Origin of the sequence: Pseudidiomarina andamanensis (genome assembly GCF_009734345.1) — a bacterium.
Taxonomy (GTDB): domain Bacteria; phylum Pseudomonadota; class Gammaproteobacteria; order Enterobacterales; family Alteromonadaceae; genus Pseudidiomarina; species Pseudidiomarina andamanensis.
Genome location: NZ_CP032551.1, coordinates 1576630 through 1595503, shown reverse-complemented (window position 1 = coordinate 1595503; position 18874 = coordinate 1576630). Strand labels below are relative to the sequence as shown.

Annotated in this window: 16 protein-coding genes; 12 read left to right on the top strand and 4 right to left on the bottom strand. The window is 46.9% G+C overall.

The annotated features are described in order from the left end of the window. From D3795_RS07580 to D3795_RS07545, 8 genes are all read left to right on the top strand, one after another. Complete coding sequence (locus tag D3795_RS07580; protein ID WP_156267585.1) at nt 1-1932, top strand: diguanylate cyclase domain-containing protein; 1932 nt, start codon at nt 1-3, stop codon at nt 1930-1932. Between the two features lie 142 nt (nt 1933-2074). Then, the gene (locus D3795_RS07575) at nt 2075-2521 is read left to right on the top strand and encodes a DoxX family protein (RefSeq protein ID WP_156267583.1); all 447 of its coding nucleotides are present in this window, start codon (nt 2075-2077) and stop codon (nt 2519-2521) included. An 18-nt stretch (nt 2522-2539) separates the two neighbouring features. Continuing rightward, a complete protein-coding gene (locus D3795_RS07570; RefSeq protein ID WP_156267581.1) occupies nt 2540-3415 on the top strand; it encodes a LysR family transcriptional regulator in 876 nt (291 codons plus the stop codon). Nucleotides 3416-3498: 83 nt separating this feature from the next. Beyond that, complete coding sequence (locus tag D3795_RS07565) at nt 3499-5661, top strand: TonB-dependent siderophore receptor (protein WP_313906853.1); 2163 nt, start codon at nt 3499-3501, stop codon at nt 5659-5661. 14 nt (nt 5662-5675) lie between these two features. Continuing rightward, nucleotides 5676-6785 carry a PepSY-associated TM helix domain-containing protein gene (locus D3795_RS07560; RefSeq protein ID WP_156267579.1) on the top strand — a complete coding sequence of 370 codons (1110 nt, stop codon included), beginning with the start codon at nt 5676-5678 and terminating at the stop codon, nt 6783-6785. A gap of 86 nt (nt 6786-6871) precedes the next feature. Beyond that, complete coding sequence (locus tag D3795_RS07555) at nt 6872-7489, top strand: glutathione S-transferase family protein (RefSeq protein ID WP_156269030.1); 618 nt, start codon at nt 6872-6874, stop codon at nt 7487-7489. Between the two features lies 1 nt (nt 7490). After that, complete coding sequence (locus D3795_RS07550) at nt 7491-8999, top strand: flavin-containing monooxygenase (RefSeq protein ID WP_310942430.1); 1509 nt, start codon at nt 7491-7493, stop codon at nt 8997-8999. Further along, the gene (locus D3795_RS07545; RefSeq protein ID WP_156267578.1) at nt 8996-9922 is read left to right on the top strand and encodes an alpha/beta fold hydrolase; all 927 of its coding nucleotides are present in this window, start codon (nt 8996-8998) and stop codon (nt 9920-9922) included. Before D3795_RS07550 ends, D3795_RS07545 begins: the two co-directional genes overlap by 4 nt. Here the strand turns inward: D3795_RS07545 and D3795_RS07540 are convergent. Continuing rightward, nucleotides 9919-10365, bottom strand: a complete 447-nt coding sequence (locus D3795_RS07540; RefSeq protein ID WP_156267577.1) for a nuclear transport factor 2 family protein — start codon at nt 10363-10365, stop codon at nt 9919-9921. The two genes, D3795_RS07545 and D3795_RS07540, sit on opposite strands and share 4 nt — an antisense overlap. 94 nt (nt 10366-10459) lie before the next feature. Between D3795_RS07540 and D3795_RS07535 the strand changes: the two genes are divergently transcribed. Next, nucleotides 10460-11443, top strand: coding sequence for a GGDEF domain-containing protein (locus tag D3795_RS07535; protein ID WP_156267576.1), 984 nt, complete (start codon nt 10460-10462; stop codon nt 11441-11443). A gap of 21 nt (nt 11444-11464) precedes the next feature. Here the strand turns inward: D3795_RS07535 and D3795_RS07530 are convergent, their stop codons facing one another. Further along, nucleotides 11465-11920: an EVE domain-containing protein gene (locus D3795_RS07530; RefSeq protein ID WP_156267574.1), complete on the bottom strand. Its 456-nt coding sequence runs from the start codon at nt 11918-11920 to the stop codon at nt 11465-11467. An 83-nt stretch (nt 11921-12003) separates the two neighbouring features. Between D3795_RS07530 and D3795_RS07525 the strand changes: the two genes are divergently transcribed. Genes D3795_RS07525 through D3795_RS07515 form a run of 3 tightly spaced genes read left to right on the top strand, consistent with a single transcriptional unit; the run spans nt 12004 to nt 16919 of the window. After that, nucleotides 12004-13002: an LLM class flavin-dependent oxidoreductase gene (locus tag D3795_RS07525; protein ID WP_173021003.1), complete on the top strand. Its 999-nt coding sequence runs from the start codon at nt 12004-12006 to the stop codon at nt 13000-13002. Between the two features lie 3 nt (nt 13003-13005). Beyond that, nucleotides 13006-14250, top strand: coding sequence for an APC family permease (locus D3795_RS07520; protein WP_156267571.1), 1245 nt, complete (start codon nt 13006-13008; stop codon nt 14248-14250). A gap of 26 nt (nt 14251-14276) precedes the next feature. Beyond that, entirely contained in the window at nt 14277-16919 is a 2643-nt protein-coding gene (locus D3795_RS07515) for a sensor domain-containing phosphodiesterase (RefSeq protein ID WP_216648943.1), read from the top strand. Here the strand turns inward: D3795_RS07515 and D3795_RS07510 are convergent. Both D3795_RS07510 and D3795_RS07505 read right to left on the bottom strand, forming a co-directional pair. Further along, a complete protein-coding gene (locus D3795_RS07510; protein ID WP_156267570.1) occupies nt 16905-18194 on the bottom strand; it encodes an anti-phage deoxyguanosine triphosphatase in 1290 nt (429 codons plus the stop codon). The genes D3795_RS07515 and D3795_RS07510 overlap by 15 nt on opposite strands. Then, nucleotides 18191-18871 carry a class I SAM-dependent methyltransferase gene (locus D3795_RS07505; protein ID WP_156267568.1) on the bottom strand — a complete coding sequence of 227 codons (681 nt, stop codon included), beginning with the start codon at nt 18869-18871 and terminating at the stop codon, nt 18191-18193. Before D3795_RS07505 ends, D3795_RS07510 begins: the two co-directional genes overlap by 4 nt. Nucleotides 18872-18874 lie beyond the last annotated feature (3 nt).

Below are 18874 nucleotides of genomic sequence, written 5' to 3'. Positions count from 1 at the left end.
ATGGAACGTCGCCGCAATGACAGAAGGTTACATGCAACTGAGCGTTTAACGACACGACTCCTTCTTCGTGTTAGTGCGTGGGCGATTGGTCTGGTCATTTTCGGTTCGATTGTGACGTTCTATGTTGTTTACCAAAACGCAAAGCATCAGTTTATTAGCGATTTAAACCGCGACGTTGCACAAAAAATAGAACGTAATCAACGGTTTTTTGAGCGTATTGAAGCATTTGGTGATGTGCTGGCGGAGCGATTTGTTCAGCGCTATGAGTTTTATAACGACACCAATTCGCGGCGTTATCAGCAGGCGGTTGATGCGTTTGATGCGTGGTATGAAGAAACATCACCAGGTGTACTGCGGTTGCCAGTCACGTTTCACAGCGGTACAACTATCGATAACACGCGCTTTGAGTATTTGTCAGCGTTCGTTGGGCCTCGCCCAAACCCGATAACACCCGAGTTAAAGTTACGGTCAACGGTTGCTCTAAGTATTCTCAACGAGTTAGGTCCTGCTTGGCAGCATGTTGTCACTAATACGCATTTTTCCATGCCCGAAAATATATTAATGCTGTACTCTCCAGATCAACCCTGGGGACTACTCGCAGACAAAGACCTCGTGATTACTAATTACTCGGTCGTGAAATCAACCTTGCAGAGTGAAAACCCTGAGCGCAAACCGAATTGGACCGGCTTGTACTACGATATTACCGCAGGCTATTGGACCATTACTTATCAGCGGCCGATCGACTATGCCGGAAAGCATCTCGCAAATGCTAGTTTCGATGTGGGCATCAGCCAATTACTCGCTGACCTTACGCAGCGGCAACGCCCAGATGCCGAGCATTTCGTTCTGAATAGCCAGGGGCAGTTAATCTCCGCAACAAATATCGCGTTTGATCTCGTTCAAGAGCAAGCGTTGCTGACCCCTGAGACTTATCCAGATCCAGCATTTTTAAGTATTAACGCGAAAATTTTAAGTGGAGAACTCAGCGCAAACACGTCGACGTTAGATGATTTTTTCGAGGACCATGTGGTCACGTTCCAACGCATCGATAATCCGAACTGGTGGTATGTCACCATTTATCCAAAACTGAATATTCAACGCGAGGCCGCTGTTTTACCTGTACGGCTTATCGTTGGCGGTGTTGCGCTGGTATTACTGGTGTTGATGGTTGTGTATTTACTGGTTCGACGCGACGTGAGTAAACCACTCACGGAAATGGCCTATGTGGCCTCAATGATGGATGCCCGTAACTATAAAGACGTTCTTGCGGGCAATACTTTAAAAGGTAAATTAAAGGGTGAAGTGCGCTATGCTCTGAATGCCTTTGTGACCATGGCGAAGCGCTTTATTAAGGCGCAAGAGCAGCTCGAAGAAAAAGTAAACCAGCGTACTCGCGAGCTTGCGCGAGCAAATAAAATGCTTGAAGCGCTGGCAAATATGGATGGCTTAACGGGTTTACTTAATCGTCGAGCTTTCGATCGTGATTTAGCTCAGGCGCTACAATCTGACAGCGAGCCGTCGATATTGGTTTTAGGAGATCTAGATAGTTTCAAGGCATATAACGATAATTATGGCCACGAAGCAGGTGATCAAGCGCTACAAAAAATCGCACAATATTTAATGAATGCCTGTGAGCAAAATAGTGTGTATAGATATGGCGGGGAAGAATTGGCAATTATTTTACCGCAACGAATTCTCGCCGCACAGCCAAATTATATTGATAACCTGCGTAGCGGCATCGCGCATCTTGGTATTGAACACAACTACAGCGCTTCAGGAATTGGCGCACTCTCAATTAGCTTTGGTGTCGCCCCAATTAAATCTGGGCAATTAGCGAGCGATGTCATTCGAACAGCTGACACCCAGCTCTATTTAGCGAAGCGTCGTGGTGGAAATAGAACTGTCATGGAAGAACTCTCGTTAAAAGAATGAAGCGCGGCACTGAAATGATTCGATTAAATCGAGCTTAATATCTATTTTTATCCATTTTTATAAGATATTATTCTGAGCTATAGTATCTCCAACGACATTTGGTAGTGGTCGTTACGACCCTTAATTCATTGGAGATGACAACATGAAAGAGCTTTTCAAAAAACTAACCACGACTGACGCAGGTTGGGGTGCACTTATATTACGTATCCCTGTCGGCATCATTTTTATGGCTCACGGTGCGCAAAAACTGTTCGGTTGGTTCGGCGGTTATGGGCTAGAGGGAACCGGTGGCTGGATGGAAAGTATCGGATTAGCCCCAGGCGTATTGATGGCATTTTTGGCTGGTGCCGCCGAATTCTTCGGTGGTTTAGCGTTAATTGTTGGCTTTTTAGTTCGCCCAGCCGGTGCGGTTTTAAGCATTGCAATGTTAGTGGCAATATTTGCTGTTCATATCGGCAACGGTCTCTTTATGAGTAACAACGGCTATGAGTTCGGATTATCGTTACTTGCGGTCAGCGTGGCTTTAGTATTTATGGGCGCAGGTAAAGTATCGGTTGATAGCTGGTTGCAGCAAAAGCTCGCAAAATAACAATACGGAGAATTACGCATGGCGCGTTCAACCATCGAACAATGGCGAATGTTTAAAGCAGTGGCAGATTTTGGTGGCTTTCAACAGGCCGCCGACCACGTACACAAAAGCCAATCGACGGTGCACCATGCGGTGAATAAATTGGAGGAGCAGTTGGGCGTGCAACTCATTGAGGTGCAGGGGCGCAAAACCTTTGTTACTCATGCCGGCCAGCAGCTCCTTCGGCGTATTAATTACTTACTCGCTGAAACTGAACGACTTGAAAACGTTGCCCAAAATCTTAAGCAAGGTGTTGAGTCAAAGCTAGCGATAGCTGTCGATGAAGCCTTTCCGAAAGACGTTTTGTACCAAGCACTCGCGGAAGTCTCGAATGAATATCCAATTGTGCATTTAGAAGTGATTGAAACCATTTTAACTGGCGCCAATGAGCTCCTAAATAAAGGGACGGCTGAAATTGCCTTATCGCCATTTACCTTGGCCAACGAGCTTAGCGAAGATTTATGTCAGTTGGAGTTTATGGCGGTTTGCGGTGCAGAACATCCCCTTTCGCAGAAGAAAAATGTCTCGCCTGAAGATCTGAAACATTATCGGCAAATTGTGTTGCGTGACTCAGGCATTGAGAAGAAAACGGATATTGGCTGGCTTGGCTCGGAACAGCGCTGGACGGTGAGCCATTTAGCAACTTCTATTGAGTTGATACAGAAAAACCTAGGCTTTGCGTGGCTGCCGCGTCGTGCCATTGCGAATGCCTTGCAATATGGCTTATTAGTGCCTATTCAACTTACCCGTGGCGGCACTCGCACCACGAATTTTTACTTGAATTTCCGTGACGCCGAAACGCTTGGTCCTGTGGCGCGAAGCTTCATTGGCCATGTTCGTTATCTGACAAACTAATAAAAATTAAAAACGCTATTGCGAATCATTCCTATTTGCATTAGGATCGCTCCCCTATTTGTTCTTCATATATTGATAGGGGTATGGACGTGATCAAGTTGTCTGCAGTAACTTCAGCTCTCATTTTGGCGGGAATGCCGTCAGCCTTCGCAAGCTCGCTTGAGCCGCAAACCACAGAAGCGATCGAACGGTTAGAGATTCGCGGTGAGCAACAAAGTGGTTACCTCGCTAGCGATCAGCAATCGGCTTCGAAGTTAGATATTAGCGTGAAAGAAACACCGCAAACGGTCACTGTGATCACTCAAGAGAAAATTCGTGATTTTGCCCTCAACGACATCAATAAAATTCTCGAAACTTCTGCCACGATTAATGTTGAACAAGTTGAAACCGACCGAATTTACTACACGTCGCGTGGCTTTGAAGTCAATAACTTTCAGATTGATGGATTAGGTCTCCCGTTAATTAATAGCAATACCCATGGACGTATAGACTCAGCTGTGTATGAGCGGGTAGAGGTTGTGCATGGCGCAAATGGCATCATGACCGGTGTTGGTAGCCCTTCGGCAACCGTTAACTTGGTGCGCAAGCGACCTACCTCTGAATCTCAAAATAGCATTTCAGCAACGCTAAGTTCATGGTCAGGTAAACGCATTGAAGGTGATTTTTCTGGTGCGTTAACGGATTCGTTACGAGGCCGGTTGGTTGTTGTGAATGACAACAGCGAATCGTATCTTGATCGCTACGAAAATAGCTCGCAGGTTGTTTATGGTGTCATTGATTATGCACCAACCAGCAACACATTGATTACTCTCGGTCATAGTGAACATCGCAGCGATACCGACGGAAATATGTGGGGCGCGGTCACTCTGCATTATGGTGATGGCACCCCGACTGACTTTGATCGTTCGGTCAACATTGCTGCAGACTGGTCAAATTGGACCGTAAAAGAAAGTCGCAGTTTTATCGATATTGAGTCGGCATTGAACCAAGCGTGGACCTTGCGCGTCGCCTATAACCGAGTTCGTACTGATGAAGACAGCTTCTTGTTTTATACCTATCTGCCAGACCCTTCAGTGGGGTTAGACCCGGAGACTGGTTTGGGTCTTGTGGGCTATGCTAGCGAGTATGATCTGGATGACCAACAAGACACCTTAGATGCTTATGTTTCAGGTAATTTTGAACTGGGTGGTTTAGACCATCAGGTCGTTTTTGGTGCCAACTACGCGCGTTTAGACTATATCGATACGTCATTGTATGACTTCCATACTGGTAATGGTTTTCCAGCAATGCCTGCGTTAGAAGATTGGGACGGTAACACACCATTTCCTGAGTTCACTGATGGCTTGGCTGGCAGTGAAATCGACAACACCCAAAAAGCGCTATACGCCCAGGCGCGCTTCAGTTTAGGTATCGACACCAAATTGTTGTTGGGTGGTCGTTACAATGAATTTAAAACCGATGGTATTGGCTATGGCGTGGATCAATCACGCGATGACGCTGAATTTATTCCGTACTTTGGTTTAACTCACAACCTAAACGAAGCAACAACAGTGTATGCGTCATATACCGAAACGTTCCAAGCACAGAACTTACGTGACCGTGATTTCAATCGTCTACCACCGTTGACGGGTGAAACAGCAGAGATTGGTATTAAAGCGGAATTGTTCAACGGTGGTGCTTTGTTCTCGGCAGCCTATTTCGACGTGACCCAGAAGAATTTAGCCGTAGGAGATGGCACCGTTACGAATCCAAACACCAATGCGCCAGAAACTGTCTATCGCGCTGCGGATGGGGTAACTAGTAGCGGTTTTGAGGTGGAGCTATCTGGTGAAATTGCGACCGGTTTACAAGGTAGTATTGCGGCGACAGCATTTGAGCTTGATGGCGATGCCACCGTTGAAGACTACACGCCAGAGAATCTATTCCGTGCAGCTTTAACTTATCGCCCGATGTTTGCCGAAAACTGGAAGTTTGGCGTAAGTTATCAGTGGCAAGATACTATCTCTAGAGTACAAGGTGTTGTTGGCGATAGCTACGATAATGCGGGTGAAACCATTGTCACAACCCAAGATGCCTATGGTCGATTAAATTTGATGGCGAGCTACCAATTTAATCAATCAGTTACGTTATCTCTGAATGCCAATAACGTCACCGATGAGAAATATATCAACAGTTTATTATGGGCAACGCAGGGTTACTATGGCGCGCCGCGCAATTATTCAGCGACACTAAGCTATTCGTTTTAAAGGTTTAACCAACAATGCGAAAGACTCTCCATAAATGGCATGGTTGGGCGGGGATCATTTGTATGATCCCCTTTCTTCTTATTTGTCTCACCGGCAGCATTTTAGTTTTCAAAAAAGAAATTGATGCACTGCTGCTGCCATCTATTGCGGCGTTACCCGTTACCCAGGAAGCGCGGCTACCGCTGACTGAATTAACCGCCAAAGTAAACGAACAGTTACCGAACTACGAGTTTGGTAGTTGGGAAATTTTTCCCGCAGGCCATGATGAAGCGGACCGCATCTTTATGATTAAGCGTGGCACCGATGAATGGCACAAAGCTCATTTGAATCCATACACGGGTGAGTTATTGAGTCAGCCAACCGAAACCGGCCACTACTTAACCGATTGGCTGGTTGAGTTTCACTACACGTTGATGCTCAACGATCTGAAACACTTGCCCGAACATCTTGGTTTGATTATCGGATTGATACTGTCGATTTTCTTGCTGTTTATGGGCGTGTCAGGGCTCATTATGTACCGACGTTTTTGGGCGCGTTTATTTACTTTACGTTGGAATCAGCGCCTGCTTGCTGTGTTCAGCGATTTGCACAAAATGGTTGGTACTTTTGCTTCACCAGTGCTGTTGGTGCTGGCGATTACTGGCGGCTACTACAATATTTTGATTTTTTATGAAGAATGGACCGAGCATGCCGATGGTGCCGAGCACCATATCATGACGGAGCGACTTTATAATACGAACCTCGATATTGACTCATTGGTTGCTGACAGTCAGCAGCGCATCGACGGCTTTAAGCCGACATATTTATTATTCCCGTACGAGCCAGAATTGCCATTCACGGTATTTGGGCGCGCCCCAACAACGAATCCGTTGTTGAGTAACTATGGCAGCGTGAGCAATTATGATCCGCATACCGGCGATTACATGAGTACCTACAACCTCAATGAACAAGGTGTTGGTGCGAAAACGCTCGATAGCTTTCGTCGATTGCATTTTGGAACCTTTGGCGGCTTACCGGTAAAAATTATCTGGAGTATCGTCGGGTTTACGCCGCTACTGTTAGCTATAACCGGTACCTACGTGTGGTGGCAACGACGTAAAAAACGTGTGCGTCGGAAGGCGTAAAAACTAATAAAACAAGCGCTTGCGTTGTCGCTTAAGTTGTTTCATTGTGTGTTCTATTCAGTGGCAAGAACACACAGGAACACATGATGAAAATTTACGAAACAGCAACTGCACCAAACCCACGTCGCGTGCGCATGTTTTTGGCTGAGAAAGGCCTGTTAGATCAGGTTGAATTTATTCAGGTTGATATCGCCAAAGGCGAAAATTTAACGCCTGAATTTGTCGCCATGAACCCAATGAAAAAGGTGCCGGTAGCGGTACTCGATGACGGTACCAGTTTGGCAGAAACAATGGCCATTTGTCGTTACGTCGAAGAAGCTCACCCCGAAACGCCGAAATTGCTGGGTGATTCGCCAAAGCAAAAAGCACTGATTGAGCAATGGCTACGTTGGATCGATTTTTACCTAATGACGCCGGTAGGCATGTGCTTTCAGCATACTTCAGGTTACTTTAAAGACCGTATGAACTGCTTCCCGGATTACGGACAAGATTGCTACGGTGCCGCAGAGAAGTTTCTCGATTTCTTAAATGATCATTTGAAGAACAATACGTACTTGCTTGGCGACGAATTTACCGCAGTGGATATCAATGCGTTTGCGACAATCGCGTTTGCTCGCGTTGTGAAGTTACGCATTAAAGACGAGCAAACGCACCTGCAAGCGTGGTTCGATCGCATAAATCAGCGCGCTTCGGCAAAGGTGTAACTTGCTGCAAGAGGCTCCGAAAACATCGCCGCAGCAACCTATCCATGTCGCCATCATAGGTACTGGGTTTGGTGGACAAAGTGCGGCGATACATTTGCTTAAACAAAACCAGACTCACTTTGTCATGCTCGAACGTCGTTCGTTTATGGGCGGAACTTGGTGTCAAAACAGCTACCCAGGTGCGCAGGTCGACGTGCAGTCGCCACTGTATTCGCTGGCATCAGAGCCACAAGCCTGGTCGCAAATGTTTGCTGAACAAGCGGAGCTTGAGGCTTATACCAACCGCGTGATTGATAAGTATCAGTTACGCGAGAAAACCGTATTGAACTTCAATGTCACTCGATTAACTTGGCTAGACGAGCACTGTTGTTGGAGAATAGAGCCAGAAATCGGCGACGCTTTCTATGCGCGTTATGTGATCAGTGCACAAGGGCCGTTGAGCAATCCGGTCATTCCTGATTTCAACGGGCGTGAGTGCTTCCAAGGCAAAAGTTTTCATACCAACCAATGGGATCACAGTTTCGATTACCGCAACAAACGTGTTGCGGTCATTGGCAGCGGCGCGAGTGCCGCGCAGGTGATTCCGACAATTGCGCCTGAGGTTCAATATTTGCATGTGTTCCAGCGCACACCGCATTGGGTTTTACCTCGCCCAGACCGAACGTTTTCGCCGTGGGTACGAAAATTGCTTGGCGTTAAGTTCGTTTATCACGCGTTGCGGAAGACCATATACTGGGCACTGGAATGGCGAGTATTTGCGTTCAAATATGCGCATGGGTTGATGCGTTTTTTTGCACAACGACCAGCGCTAAATCATTTACGCAAGCAAGTGCCCAATGAGGTATTACGACGAAAGCTGACACCGGAGTACACCATTGGCTGCAAACGCATCATTGTTTCGAATACGCTTTATCCGGCGCTTAGCCGCGAGAATGTCACACTTCATGATAAACACGACGGTATCGCTGAAATCACCGAGAGCGGCATCGTCACCACACAAGGCAATGAGATTGAGCTCGATCTCATCGTTTATTCGACGGGGTTTGATGCCACTGATGGTGCGGTTGGGTTTGAGGTAATCGGTCGCGATGGACTCACCTTAAAAGAGTTTTGGCATGAATTTCCGCGCGCTTATCTCGGCACAACATTGCCCAAGTTTCCGAATCTATTTTTAGTGACGGGGCCAAATACCGGCATTGGTCATACATCAGCAATATTTGTGATTGAGTCGCAGATGCAATACATCATGCGAGCCTTACGTTTCGCTGACAAGCAAGGCGGCTTATTAGAAGTTACCGAGCAGGCCGAGTCAGATTACACCAACATGATTCACCGTGAAATGCGCAAAACGGTTTGGCATAGCGGTGGCTGCAATAGTTGGTATAAAAGTAAAAGTGGGCACGTGATTGCGATGTATCCCGGCTTTAGTTTTGTTTACCGAATGATGGCGCGACGGTTTAAACCGCAACATCATCGAACGACCAACACCACCATGCAGGAATTGTCATGAGAAAGTTTCTGGTTACCCTCATTGTTTTGGTTTTTGCCGCTTGGCTGATCTCGTTGCATCCGCGCGTTGGCCTAGCGGTTTACGATGCTGTTGGTGCCATAGAGGCAAAGCTTTATGGCTTTGAGAAATCGTTTGTGCGCATTGATGACATGGAAATGGCGGTGTACGAGCGCAATAACGTGAATGCACAAGAAACGGTGATATTACTGCATGGGTATACCGCATCGAAAGAGCTGTGGTTACGTTTCGCAAACCAACTAAATGAGCGTTATCACGTGATTATTCCTGACTTAGCCGGTCATGGTGAATCCGGATACTTCAGCGGTTGGTCGTATCGGGCTTCTGCGCAAGCTGATCGCATTGCGCAACTAATGGAAACTTTAGATGTGAAACGAGCGACTATCATTGGTAATTCCATGGGCGGTCTGATTGCCGCCAATTTCGCCATCATGTACCCGCTAAAAACCAATAAAATAGTGGTATTTAACCCGGCTGGGGTGACGCCGCCTGAACCGAGTGAAACGGAACAGATGTTTGCACGTGGAGAGTCGCCATTTGAAATTGACTCTACTGCTGAGTTTACTGACTTTTATGAGCTAACCATGGCACAACCACCATTTGTACCCGACTTTGTGCTGCGCGGCATGGCACTAAGATATAGCGAACGAAAATCAAACTACGCGCATATTGCTCAAGATTTTCGCTTTCACGATCAACTAGATAATCGTTTGGGGTTAATCCGAGTACCGACGCTGATTATTTGGGGCGATCAAGATCGCATTCTCAGCCCTTCCGCCGCGCCGGTTTGGCAACGCGGCATTCGGCAAAGCGAACTGTACATATTCAAAGGGATTGGTCACATGCCCATGGTGGAGGTGCCGCAGAAAGCGGCACAGCGTGTCATCGAATTTCTCGAAAACTAGTTACTGGCAGTGCGGGTAGCATTCCAGTTAACCGCTTGCCAACGCCCATCACGTTGAACGAATACGCCGCTATTCAAAAAGGTTTCGCGTGAGTAACCGGCATTATTGTCGGTATGACTCACCAGCGTGAAATTGACCACCGCAGTTTCACCGTAAAAGGCAATTTGAATGTCTTCAGCGGTATAGTAGTTGGTCAATGGGTCATCAGTAATTTCGCCGCCACTACGAACGCCGTCCATCAACTCACTTTTGCCAAAGCGCTTACCACTGGAGCTGGTATACACCAACTCATCGGCCCAAATTCCCTCATGCACAGCTGCGCTATTAACGCTGGCACCTTCCATGAACCAATGTAAAGTTTTGGTAATTTCTTGTTCACTTGTTTCTTGCGCAAAGCCATTAAAACTAAGGGCTAGCAACAAAACTGTCATAATTTTACGCATGGCGTTCTCCAAATTTTGCGCTACATTAATTCTGATGTATTAAATTCACTAAAAATATGTATTAAAAATGTTTAACAAATGAGAGAGCGCCGCAGTGAAGCAGGTTCCGTTTCATCCAGAAGAGCTGGATTTATTTTTCAAGCAGTTATGGAAAAAATCGTTAAATCCGTTTTGGATCTGCAAACCTATTGCCAACGATTTCGAGATGATTCTCGCTAATCCAGCGGCACTTGCTCTCGACCCTTTACAAAAACCTGGAACGAAATTTTCTGAGCTCATTGCAACAGGGAAATATCCTGACGGCATTCTTGATGGATACCATAAATGCTTAGCTGACAAGTTACCATTGGAATTTGAACATACGCCTGTGGTGAACGATAAAGAGTATTTGTTCCGTACCTTTTTAGTACCTATTGTAAATGATGATGACGAAGTGACTCACATTTGGGGCACCTCGCATAACCTGACAGATTTTATTGATCCGCAGCGTGAATTATTGATGCTTAATCAATATCTTGATGCCAAGGTGCAAGAGCGTACAGCGCAATTAAATCAAGCCATGAAGCGTCTCGAAAAACTCTCGATAACAGATGAACTGACACAGTTGGCGAATCGACGTTATTTCGATGATGCGCTGCAGAAAGAAATTGCGCGTGCACAACGTAACAACCAGTCTTTGGCACTTATTTATTTCGATATCGACTACTTCAAAACCTTTAATGACACCTATGGTCATACAGCCGGCGATAAATGTTTGAAACGTGTGGCTCAGGTACTGTCAGAACATGCGCAGCGAGCTGCCGATGTGGTGGCGCGTTATGGTGGTGAAGAATTCGTGATGTTGCTGCCGAATTTAACGTGTCAGCAAGCCTTACAAGTTGCTGAGCGAGTTCGTACTGAAGTGGCGAATCTTAGCATTCCAAACGAAGAAACGATTGAAAAAATCGTGACAATTAGTGCTGGTGTGGCAGTTATTAAAGAATCGAGCTTCAATGCGGATACGTTATTAAAGCTCGCAGATAATGCCTTGTATCAAAGTAAATCAAACGGTCGTAATTGCAGTTTAATTGCCAGCTAACAGTTACCTGTTAGCCGGTAATTAAACTAGCGCTAAAATCGCGTCTCGTTCTGCCTTTGTATATGGCACCACGCTTAGTCTATTCCCTTTTCTAACGAGCGGATTTTCAGCTAGCTCGGGTAGTGATTTCAGCTTATCGAGAGAAATAACCTGCGGAAATTTACGCACGAATTGAAGGTCAATTGCATCCCAACGCGGCTTCTCTTTGGTGCTTTTACTATCAAAATACGGCGAGTTAGCATCAAACTGTGCAGGGTCTGGATAAGCCGTTCGGGTAACACGCACAATACCAACAACGCCAATTTTGGCGCAGCTTGAATGATAGATGAACACTTCATCGCCTATATGCATGTTTCTCATAAAGTTTCGTGCTTGGTAATTGCGCACACCATCCCAGCGAATCACATCACTTGGATTGTTGGCAAAATCATCAATGCTGCACTCATCAGGCTCGGTTTTCATCAACCAATACTGCATATCTATCCGCCTTTATAAGAAATTACATAATTGTTTGTTAGCATACTAAAATGTCTCACAAAGAAGTAGTTATAGGAGCTGTTGTGGCTGTACTTTCTGTCTTAGATTTAGCACCGATTATCGAAGGTAGTAACGCGCGCGAGTCGTTACTCAATTCCGCCGATCTCGCTCGTCATGTGGAGGCGTGGGGATATCATCGATATTGGATGGCCGAGCATCATAATATGACCGGTATTGCCAGCGCCGCGACTGCCGTTGCCTTGGCGTATATCGGTTCGCAAACAAAAACAATTCGAATTGGTGCTGGCGGTATCATGCTTCCAAATCATGCGCCGTTGATTGCTGCTGAGCAATTTGGCACCTTGGCGGCGCTGTATCCAAATCGAATTGATTTAGGCTTAGGGCGCGCACCAGGTACTGATGGCGCAACGCTACGTGCTCTGCGTCGCACTTATGACAGCGCAGATGCTTTTCCAGCTGACGTGCAGGAGTTACTGGGTTATTTGGCTGATCCGAAGCCAAATCAGCAAATTAAAGCTGTACCAGGTTCAGGCTCTAACGTGCCAGTTTGGTTGTTAGGCTCCAGCTTGTTTGGTGCTCAGCTTGCGGCGCAACTGGGTTTACCTTATGCCTTTGCTTCGCACTTCGCGCCCGATTATCTTCATCTGGCAATTGAAGCCTATATCACTAACTTTAAACCGTCACCGTATCTTGAGAAACCATATATTGCTGCGGCATTAAACGTGTTTGCTGCCGATACTGAACAAGCTGCAAAGCGTCTTAAAAGTTCGATGCAGCTGCAATTTATGGCGTTACGACAGGGCAATCCGGGGCCGTTACCAGCGCCACTCGATAATATTGAAGATAAAGTGGACCCAATGGCGTTAGCGGCTGCAAATCATGCTTTGAAATATTCTGCGACAGGTACAGCCGAACAAGTACATCAATATATGCGCGATTTCAAAAAAGCGACTGGCGTCAATGAACTAATTCTTACCTGTCATGCGTATGATCATAAAGAGCGGTTGCGAAGTTTTGACATCGCGAAAGATTGTCGCTTCGATGAACCCGATAAAGGATAAATCATGAATCAACCTCATCAACAACTTGTTCGCAGTGCGTCGTTGGGCGGCGCTATTCTGCTTGGGTTGGGCTCAATTATTGGTACCGGCGCCTTTGTTAGTATTGGCTTTGGGGTTGAGCTGGCGGGTTCATGGATTATCTGGGCGCTGTTGATTGCCGCTGCAGTAGCAACGTTCAACGGTCTTTCGAGTGCCCAATTGGCTGCCATTCATGCCGTCAGTGGTGGTACGTATGAATACGGTTATCAATTTTTAAACCGACAACTCGGATTTACCGCCGGCTGGTTATTTGTGTTAGCCAAGAGCGCAAGCGCCGCTACCGCCGCCTTAGCTGTTGGCGTGGCACTTCAAGCTTGGCTTGGTGGGCCGGCATGGTTGGTGCAAGTTTTTGCCGGCTTCACGCTGTTACTCTTCACCTTGCTTGTACTTGGTGGGCTGCGTCGTTCAAACCGCGCTAACGCAATATTAGTTGCCCTAGCAATTGGTGCACTGATTGTATTTATAGCGTTAAGCGGGAGTAATCCAATGCCGGCCCCAGAACTAAGCCACGAACCAAGTTGGCAGAACTTGTTGGCAGCAGCTGGTTTGCTTTTTGTCGCTTATACCGGCTACGGTCGCATTGCTACTATGGGCGAAGAAGTGCAAAATCCACGTCACGTGATACCGCGTGCAATTCTTGCGACTGTTGTTGTGGTGACGTTGCTATATGCCGCAGTTGGTTGGGGCATATTGCACTATGTGCCGTTAAGCACCAGTGGCAATTTCGTGTTATCAAACTTACTGCCTGAAGGAATATGGCGTCAGTTGGTTGCAATTGGTGCTGTGGTGGCCATGTGCGGGGTCATTTTAAACCTAATTCTAGGGGTATCACGGGTGGTTCTGGCTATGGCACGTCGTAGCGATTTACCACAGCAATGGTCGCAGTTGAATCAGCAAAGAACATCGGCACCGTCAGCCATTTGGGTCACCTTTGTGGTGATGTTGCTGATTGTCTTGATTGGCGACCTGAAAATAGCTTGGTCGTTCAGTGCATTTACCGTATTGGTTTACTACAGTATTACGAACTTAGCGGCATTGCGTGTCAAAACAGAAGACCGATTCGTGCCGCGCTGGATTTCTTTTTTAGGATTAATAAGTTGTTTGTCTCTAGCCGCATTTATTGAGTTGCAAATTATGTTTGTCGGGCTCATATTGGTCGGCATTGGTCTTCTTTGGCATGCCTTTCGCGCAAGTCAACGCACGGATTAGCATCACAGCTTTAAGGAAATTATTGGGTGGAGCACTATTCAGGCGGAATTATCATAGGATTGGCGTCAGTGCTCGTCATTGCTTTGTTGTTAGCATTGATGTTTTGGCGCCGTGCGCGCAAACAAACACAGCACCTTCAGGCTTTTATCGATGCTGAATACGATACCTTGAGTTCACTGGCGCAGGACCATCCGCTAAGTGACAAGCTTGCAGATATTTGTGAACTCGTTGAGTTACAAATTCCTGATTGTTTCGCGTCCGTCATGATGGTGAATGCACAAGGGCTCGCACTCGACGTTGTCGCAGTCAAATCGCTACCTCTTGAATTCAGCAAAGCGCTTCAGGGTTTGCCGATAACTGACGGTGTCGGCGCTTGTGGTACGGCTGCTGCACTGAAGGAGCCGGTGATTGTTGCCGACATGCTTAATGATTCGCGATTTGAGGCGTTCTTGGCGCTTATTGATCAATATAACTTTCGCGCAGCCTGGTCATTTCCTGTGTTTTCGCCAACAGACAGGAGTTTACTTGGCACATTTGCGTTGTATTCCACACAAGCTCGGATACCAACGGAAGACGAAGGACGACTTATTGAGCGAAATCGCGACCTCATTTCGTTGGTTATCGCGCAACATCAAGATCGCATAGAGCGATTACGTAGTGAACAGCAAACGGCATCGCTCTTCGAACATAATCCCGAAGCTGTCTATACCCTTGATTTGAACGGCTACTTTACCAGTGTGAACACTGCCAGTGAGAAGCTGCTGGAGCTGACCGAACAAGAATTACTTGGTCAACACTACCAATTAGGCATAGTTGAAGAAGACCGTGATTTAGCACGTCGCCATTTTGAGGCTGCAAAGGCTGGTGAACCACAGCATTATCAGCTAAGAATATTTAATAGCAAAGGTGCCTTGAAGAAACTCGAAATTACCAATATGCCGATGATTGTCGACGGCAAAATAGCTGGCGTACATGGCATTGGTAAAGATATTACTCAGCAGAGTGATTATGAAGAGCGCTTGCAAATTCTGAACCGGAGCGTTGAGGCGAGCACCAACGGTGTGGTGATTAGCGACGCCCGCCGCCCAGGCTTTCCAATTATCTATATTAACCCAGCGTTTACCGCTATTAGTGGGTATGAGCCAGACGACATGATTGGGCGCAATTGTCGTATTCTTCAGGGGGTAGACACTGACCCCAATACCGTTCAGCAAATATCTAAGGCGTTGCGCGAACAGCACGAAATTCGTTGCACGATTCGTAACTACCGAAAAGATGGTAAACCATTTTGGAATGAGCTGATTATTTCGCCGGTACGTGATGTGAATGGCGAGGTGAGCCATTTCGTTGGCTTGCAAAACGATATTTCTGAGCGGGTTGAGCGCGAAGCAGAGTTGGCTTACAACGCCGAGCACGATGTATTAACAGGGCTTCCAAATAGAACGGCTTTGGAGCGTTTTTTACAGCGCTCGGTGAGCAATAACGATGCGCGCGTTTATGTATTATTTATTGACTTAGATGGCTTCAAGCCGGTGAACGATAGTCTTGGGCATGAGTGTGGTGATCACATCTTAGTGCAGACCGCCCAACGATTGAGTAGCGTCATGCCGACACAAGATTTGCTGGCGCGCTTCGGCGGTGATGAGTTTGTTGCCGTCATTCAAAGTGTGACCCGCGATGAAGATGTGATTCCGTTGGCGCGCCAAATTTTGAGTCAATTCGATGCCCCGTTTGTATACGAAGATGCAGAGGTCAGTTTGTCGGCAGCCATAGGTATCGCGAGTAGCGAAATTGCGGTGAAGAATCCGAATGAACTCATTCAACAAGCCGACGTGGCCATGTATGAAGCGAAGCGCCGCGGTAGTGGTACTTACCAGTGGTTTTCTCCAGATTTAGATCTCGATACTCAACAACAAATTACACTGCGAGCGCAGTTGCAAGATGCCATTCAAAAAGGTCAGTTTGAAGTATTTTATCAACCAATTGTGTCTCGTACCGGTAGTATTGTTGGTGCAGAAGCATTAGTGCGCTGGAAGCACCCTGAACGTGGCTATATCTCGCCGGCTGATTTTATTCCACTGGCGGAACGCACAGGGCAAATTGTGGCAATTGGCAATTGGGTATTAGAGCAAGCCTGTAAAGATTTAGCTGTATTGCGTGAAGCGGGTATTGGCCAAGTGAGCGTGAACTTCTCACCCATGCAGTTTTATCGTGATGACTTCATCCAGTCGGTTGCTGATGTACTTAAAAAATATCAAATTAAACCGAATCAACTCGTTGCCGAAATTACCGAAAACGTATTGCTCCGTGACTCAACCGGAGCTTTAAAAATGATGGACGAGTTACGCGAACTTGGTCTTGAAATTGCGCTGGACGATTTCGGCACCGGCTTCGCCAGTTTAAGTTACTTAAATGTGATACCAGCACAAAAACTCAAAATTGACCGTTGTTTTGTGCAAGATATTGATAGCAATCCACGTAACGCTGCCATTACGCGAGGGGTTCTGACAATGGCTGCGGAACTCGGTATTGAGGTTGTCGGTGAAGGCGTTGAAACCAAGGCAGAACGCGATTATCTCACACGCTATGCCTGCGATTTTATGCAAGGCTACTTATTCTGTAAGCCGTTGCCGCTAACTGAACTATTAGTGTGGTTAAACGACGAATAGATTGCGGTACATACGCTCGGCATAGTCGTCTGTCATGCCCGCAACATAGTCACAAAGCACACGGTCAGCTGCTTCTTGGCCCTGCTCTTGTTGCGCTTTTACCCAACGCTCACGCGTGTTACGCGGCAACAAACGCAGTGGCTCAGTATGCAGTGCGGTAAACAAATCTAACAGCATATTTTGACTACGATAGCGTAACTGTTGAATCGATGGTTCGTTGATCACATGCTCAAACACAACATCTTTTAAGCTCTTCAATAAAAAGGCTTCAGCTTGTGGCAGCGTCGCGTTATAGCGAATTAATGGCTCTTGAGCCTCAGTCAGAACTTGTTCTAAGCGAACTTGAGTCACAAAAATATTCACTAAAGCGCCAATCGCATTTTTACGTTGATGATGTTCGCGCGCAAATAATTGTTCACCGAGTTCTTGCATAAGCGTTGCTAATTCTTGCGGCAGTTCATTAATGACGGAATCAACGTGCGCATGCCACTGACTCTCGCTTAAGGTACCGGTCACTACGGCGTCTTCGAGATCGTGAACACCGTAGGCAATATCATCGGCAAGCTCCATGAGTGAGGCATCGAGCGCTTTGTGTTTCGACTTCTGCCACGGTGCTGCTGGCAGCTTATCTACAGCTTGAAATAGTTCTCGGTCGCTGGCCGATAACGGTTCTAGAACCCAATCGAGCAAATCGGCATCACAGGCAAACAGTGCCTTTGCTGGCTTCCATCTCGCCAAGCTTCCCGGATTAGCGAGGTTGTCGGGGGCGCTGAGCGCTGGCATCAAAACCGGATACTTTAGCAAGCCAAGTAATGAGCGGCGGGTTAAATCCATTCCATGTTCAGGGTGATAGGCTTCAAGCTTGCCAACAATTCGGAATGTTTGGCCGTTGCCTTCAAAACCACCGGACCCAAGCATTTTAAAGTGCAGCGCGGTTTCACCGCCGTGGCCAAATGGGGGATGGCCAATATCGTGGGCCAAACAGAGCGTTTCCATTAAGTTCAAATCTGGCAAGTATTGTGCCTCATCGGCACCACAAACTTGCTGCAACTGATTAATTAGCGAAGCACCAATTTGTGCCGCTTCTAAACTATGGGTTAAGCGGGTGCGATAAAAATCGTTTTCGCCCACGTTCATAATTTGGGTTTTCGATTGTAACCGGCGAAATGCCGCTGAATGGAGTACTCGTGCGCGGTCACGCTGCCATGGTGTACGTAGGTCGCCTGGGCGATTTAATGGGGAGCCAGAGCGGCGTTGCTGCCAATGCGTGGTCATGCGGTGCTTTCCTTACCAAGTGCTGCTTGTGGTTTTGTAAAAATTACCACATCACGGGGGTAAATAGTCAGAACGAGAGCAAACTTTGTTGCTAAATACTGAAAAGTGGCTTCATGGAAGAAACAAATATGAGTCGGGTCGTTTCGGTAGTTCCAGCCTGAGAATTTATCGACGTAGGTCCAGCGCTGCGTCATGATACCCAAATAGCCACCTGGTTTTAAGCAATCTAGTAGCTGTTGAAACACGTCAAGCGGCGCAGCAACATGCTCAATGACTTCACTACAGGTTACAAAGTCATAGGTTTTCGTGAGCCGCTCTGGCACATGGTCGTAATAAATATCGTAGGTACTGCAAGGTCTACCCGACTCATCAAACATTCGGCTTAATGTCGGCCCAGGGCCACTGCCGAAATCAAGCCCGCTAGTGCCAACCGGAAGACGCTCACACATCGGTTCGAATAAGCGTGTTAGAAACTGCCGGTAGTTTGGGTCATTCGGATTATTCTGATGTAAATCGTAGACGCTTTTTTCATGTGCTGAATCGAGCTGAAAGGCGTTAGGCACATGAATCAATGCGCATGTCGGACATAGAAAATACTCGCGTTGCGCAAGCGGACCGCGTTGCTGGGTGTACAGTAACGCGGTTGCTGAGTCTGCGCACAAAGGGCATGCCGACATGCG

What these genes read in the sequence shown, in the direction of transcription:
- D3795_RS07560 (WP_156267579.1), top strand. Translation starts at nt 5,676, where the DNA reads ATGCGAAAGACTCTCCATAAATGGCATGGTTGGGCGGGGATCATTTGT.
- D3795_RS07545 (WP_156267578.1), top strand. Translation starts at nt 8,996, where the DNA reads ATGAGAAAGTTTCTGGTTACCCTCATTGTTTTGGTTTTTGCCGCTTGG.
- D3795_RS07565 (WP_313906853.1), top strand. Translation starts at nt 3,499, where the DNA reads ATGGACGTGATCAAGTTGTCTGCAGTAACTTCAGCTCTCATTTTGGCG.
- D3795_RS07580 (WP_156267585.1), top strand. Translation starts at nt 1, where the DNA reads ATGGAACGTCGCCGCAATGACAGAAGGTTACATGCAACTGAGCGTTTA.
- D3795_RS07540 (WP_156267577.1), bottom strand. Translation starts at nt 10,365, where the DNA reads ATGCGTAAAATTATGACAGTTTTGTTGCTAGCCCTTAGTTTTAATGGC.
- D3795_RS07530 (WP_156267574.1), bottom strand. Translation starts at nt 11,920, where the DNA reads ATGCAGTATTGGTTGATGAAAACCGAGCCTGATGAGTGCAGCATTGAT.
- D3795_RS07575 (WP_156267583.1), top strand. Translation starts at nt 2,075, where the DNA reads ATGAAAGAGCTTTTCAAAAAACTAACCACGACTGACGCAGGTTGGGGT.
- D3795_RS07570 (WP_156267581.1), top strand. Translation starts at nt 2,540, where the DNA reads ATGGCGCGTTCAACCATCGAACAATGGCGAATGTTTAAAGCAGTGGCA.
- D3795_RS07505 (WP_156267568.1), bottom strand. Translation starts at nt 18,871, where the DNA reads ATGTCGGCATGCCCTTTGTGCGCAGACTCAGCAACCGCGTTACTGTAC.
- D3795_RS07555 (WP_156269030.1), top strand. Translation starts at nt 6,872, where the DNA reads ATGAAAATTTACGAAACAGCAACTGCACCAAACCCACGTCGCGTGCGC.
- D3795_RS07520 (WP_156267571.1), top strand. Translation starts at nt 13,006, where the DNA reads ATGAATCAACCTCATCAACAACTTGTTCGCAGTGCGTCGTTGGGCGGC.
- D3795_RS07510 (WP_156267570.1), bottom strand. Translation starts at nt 18,194, where the DNA reads ATGACCACGCATTGGCAGCAACGCCGCTCTGGCTCCCCATTAAATCGC.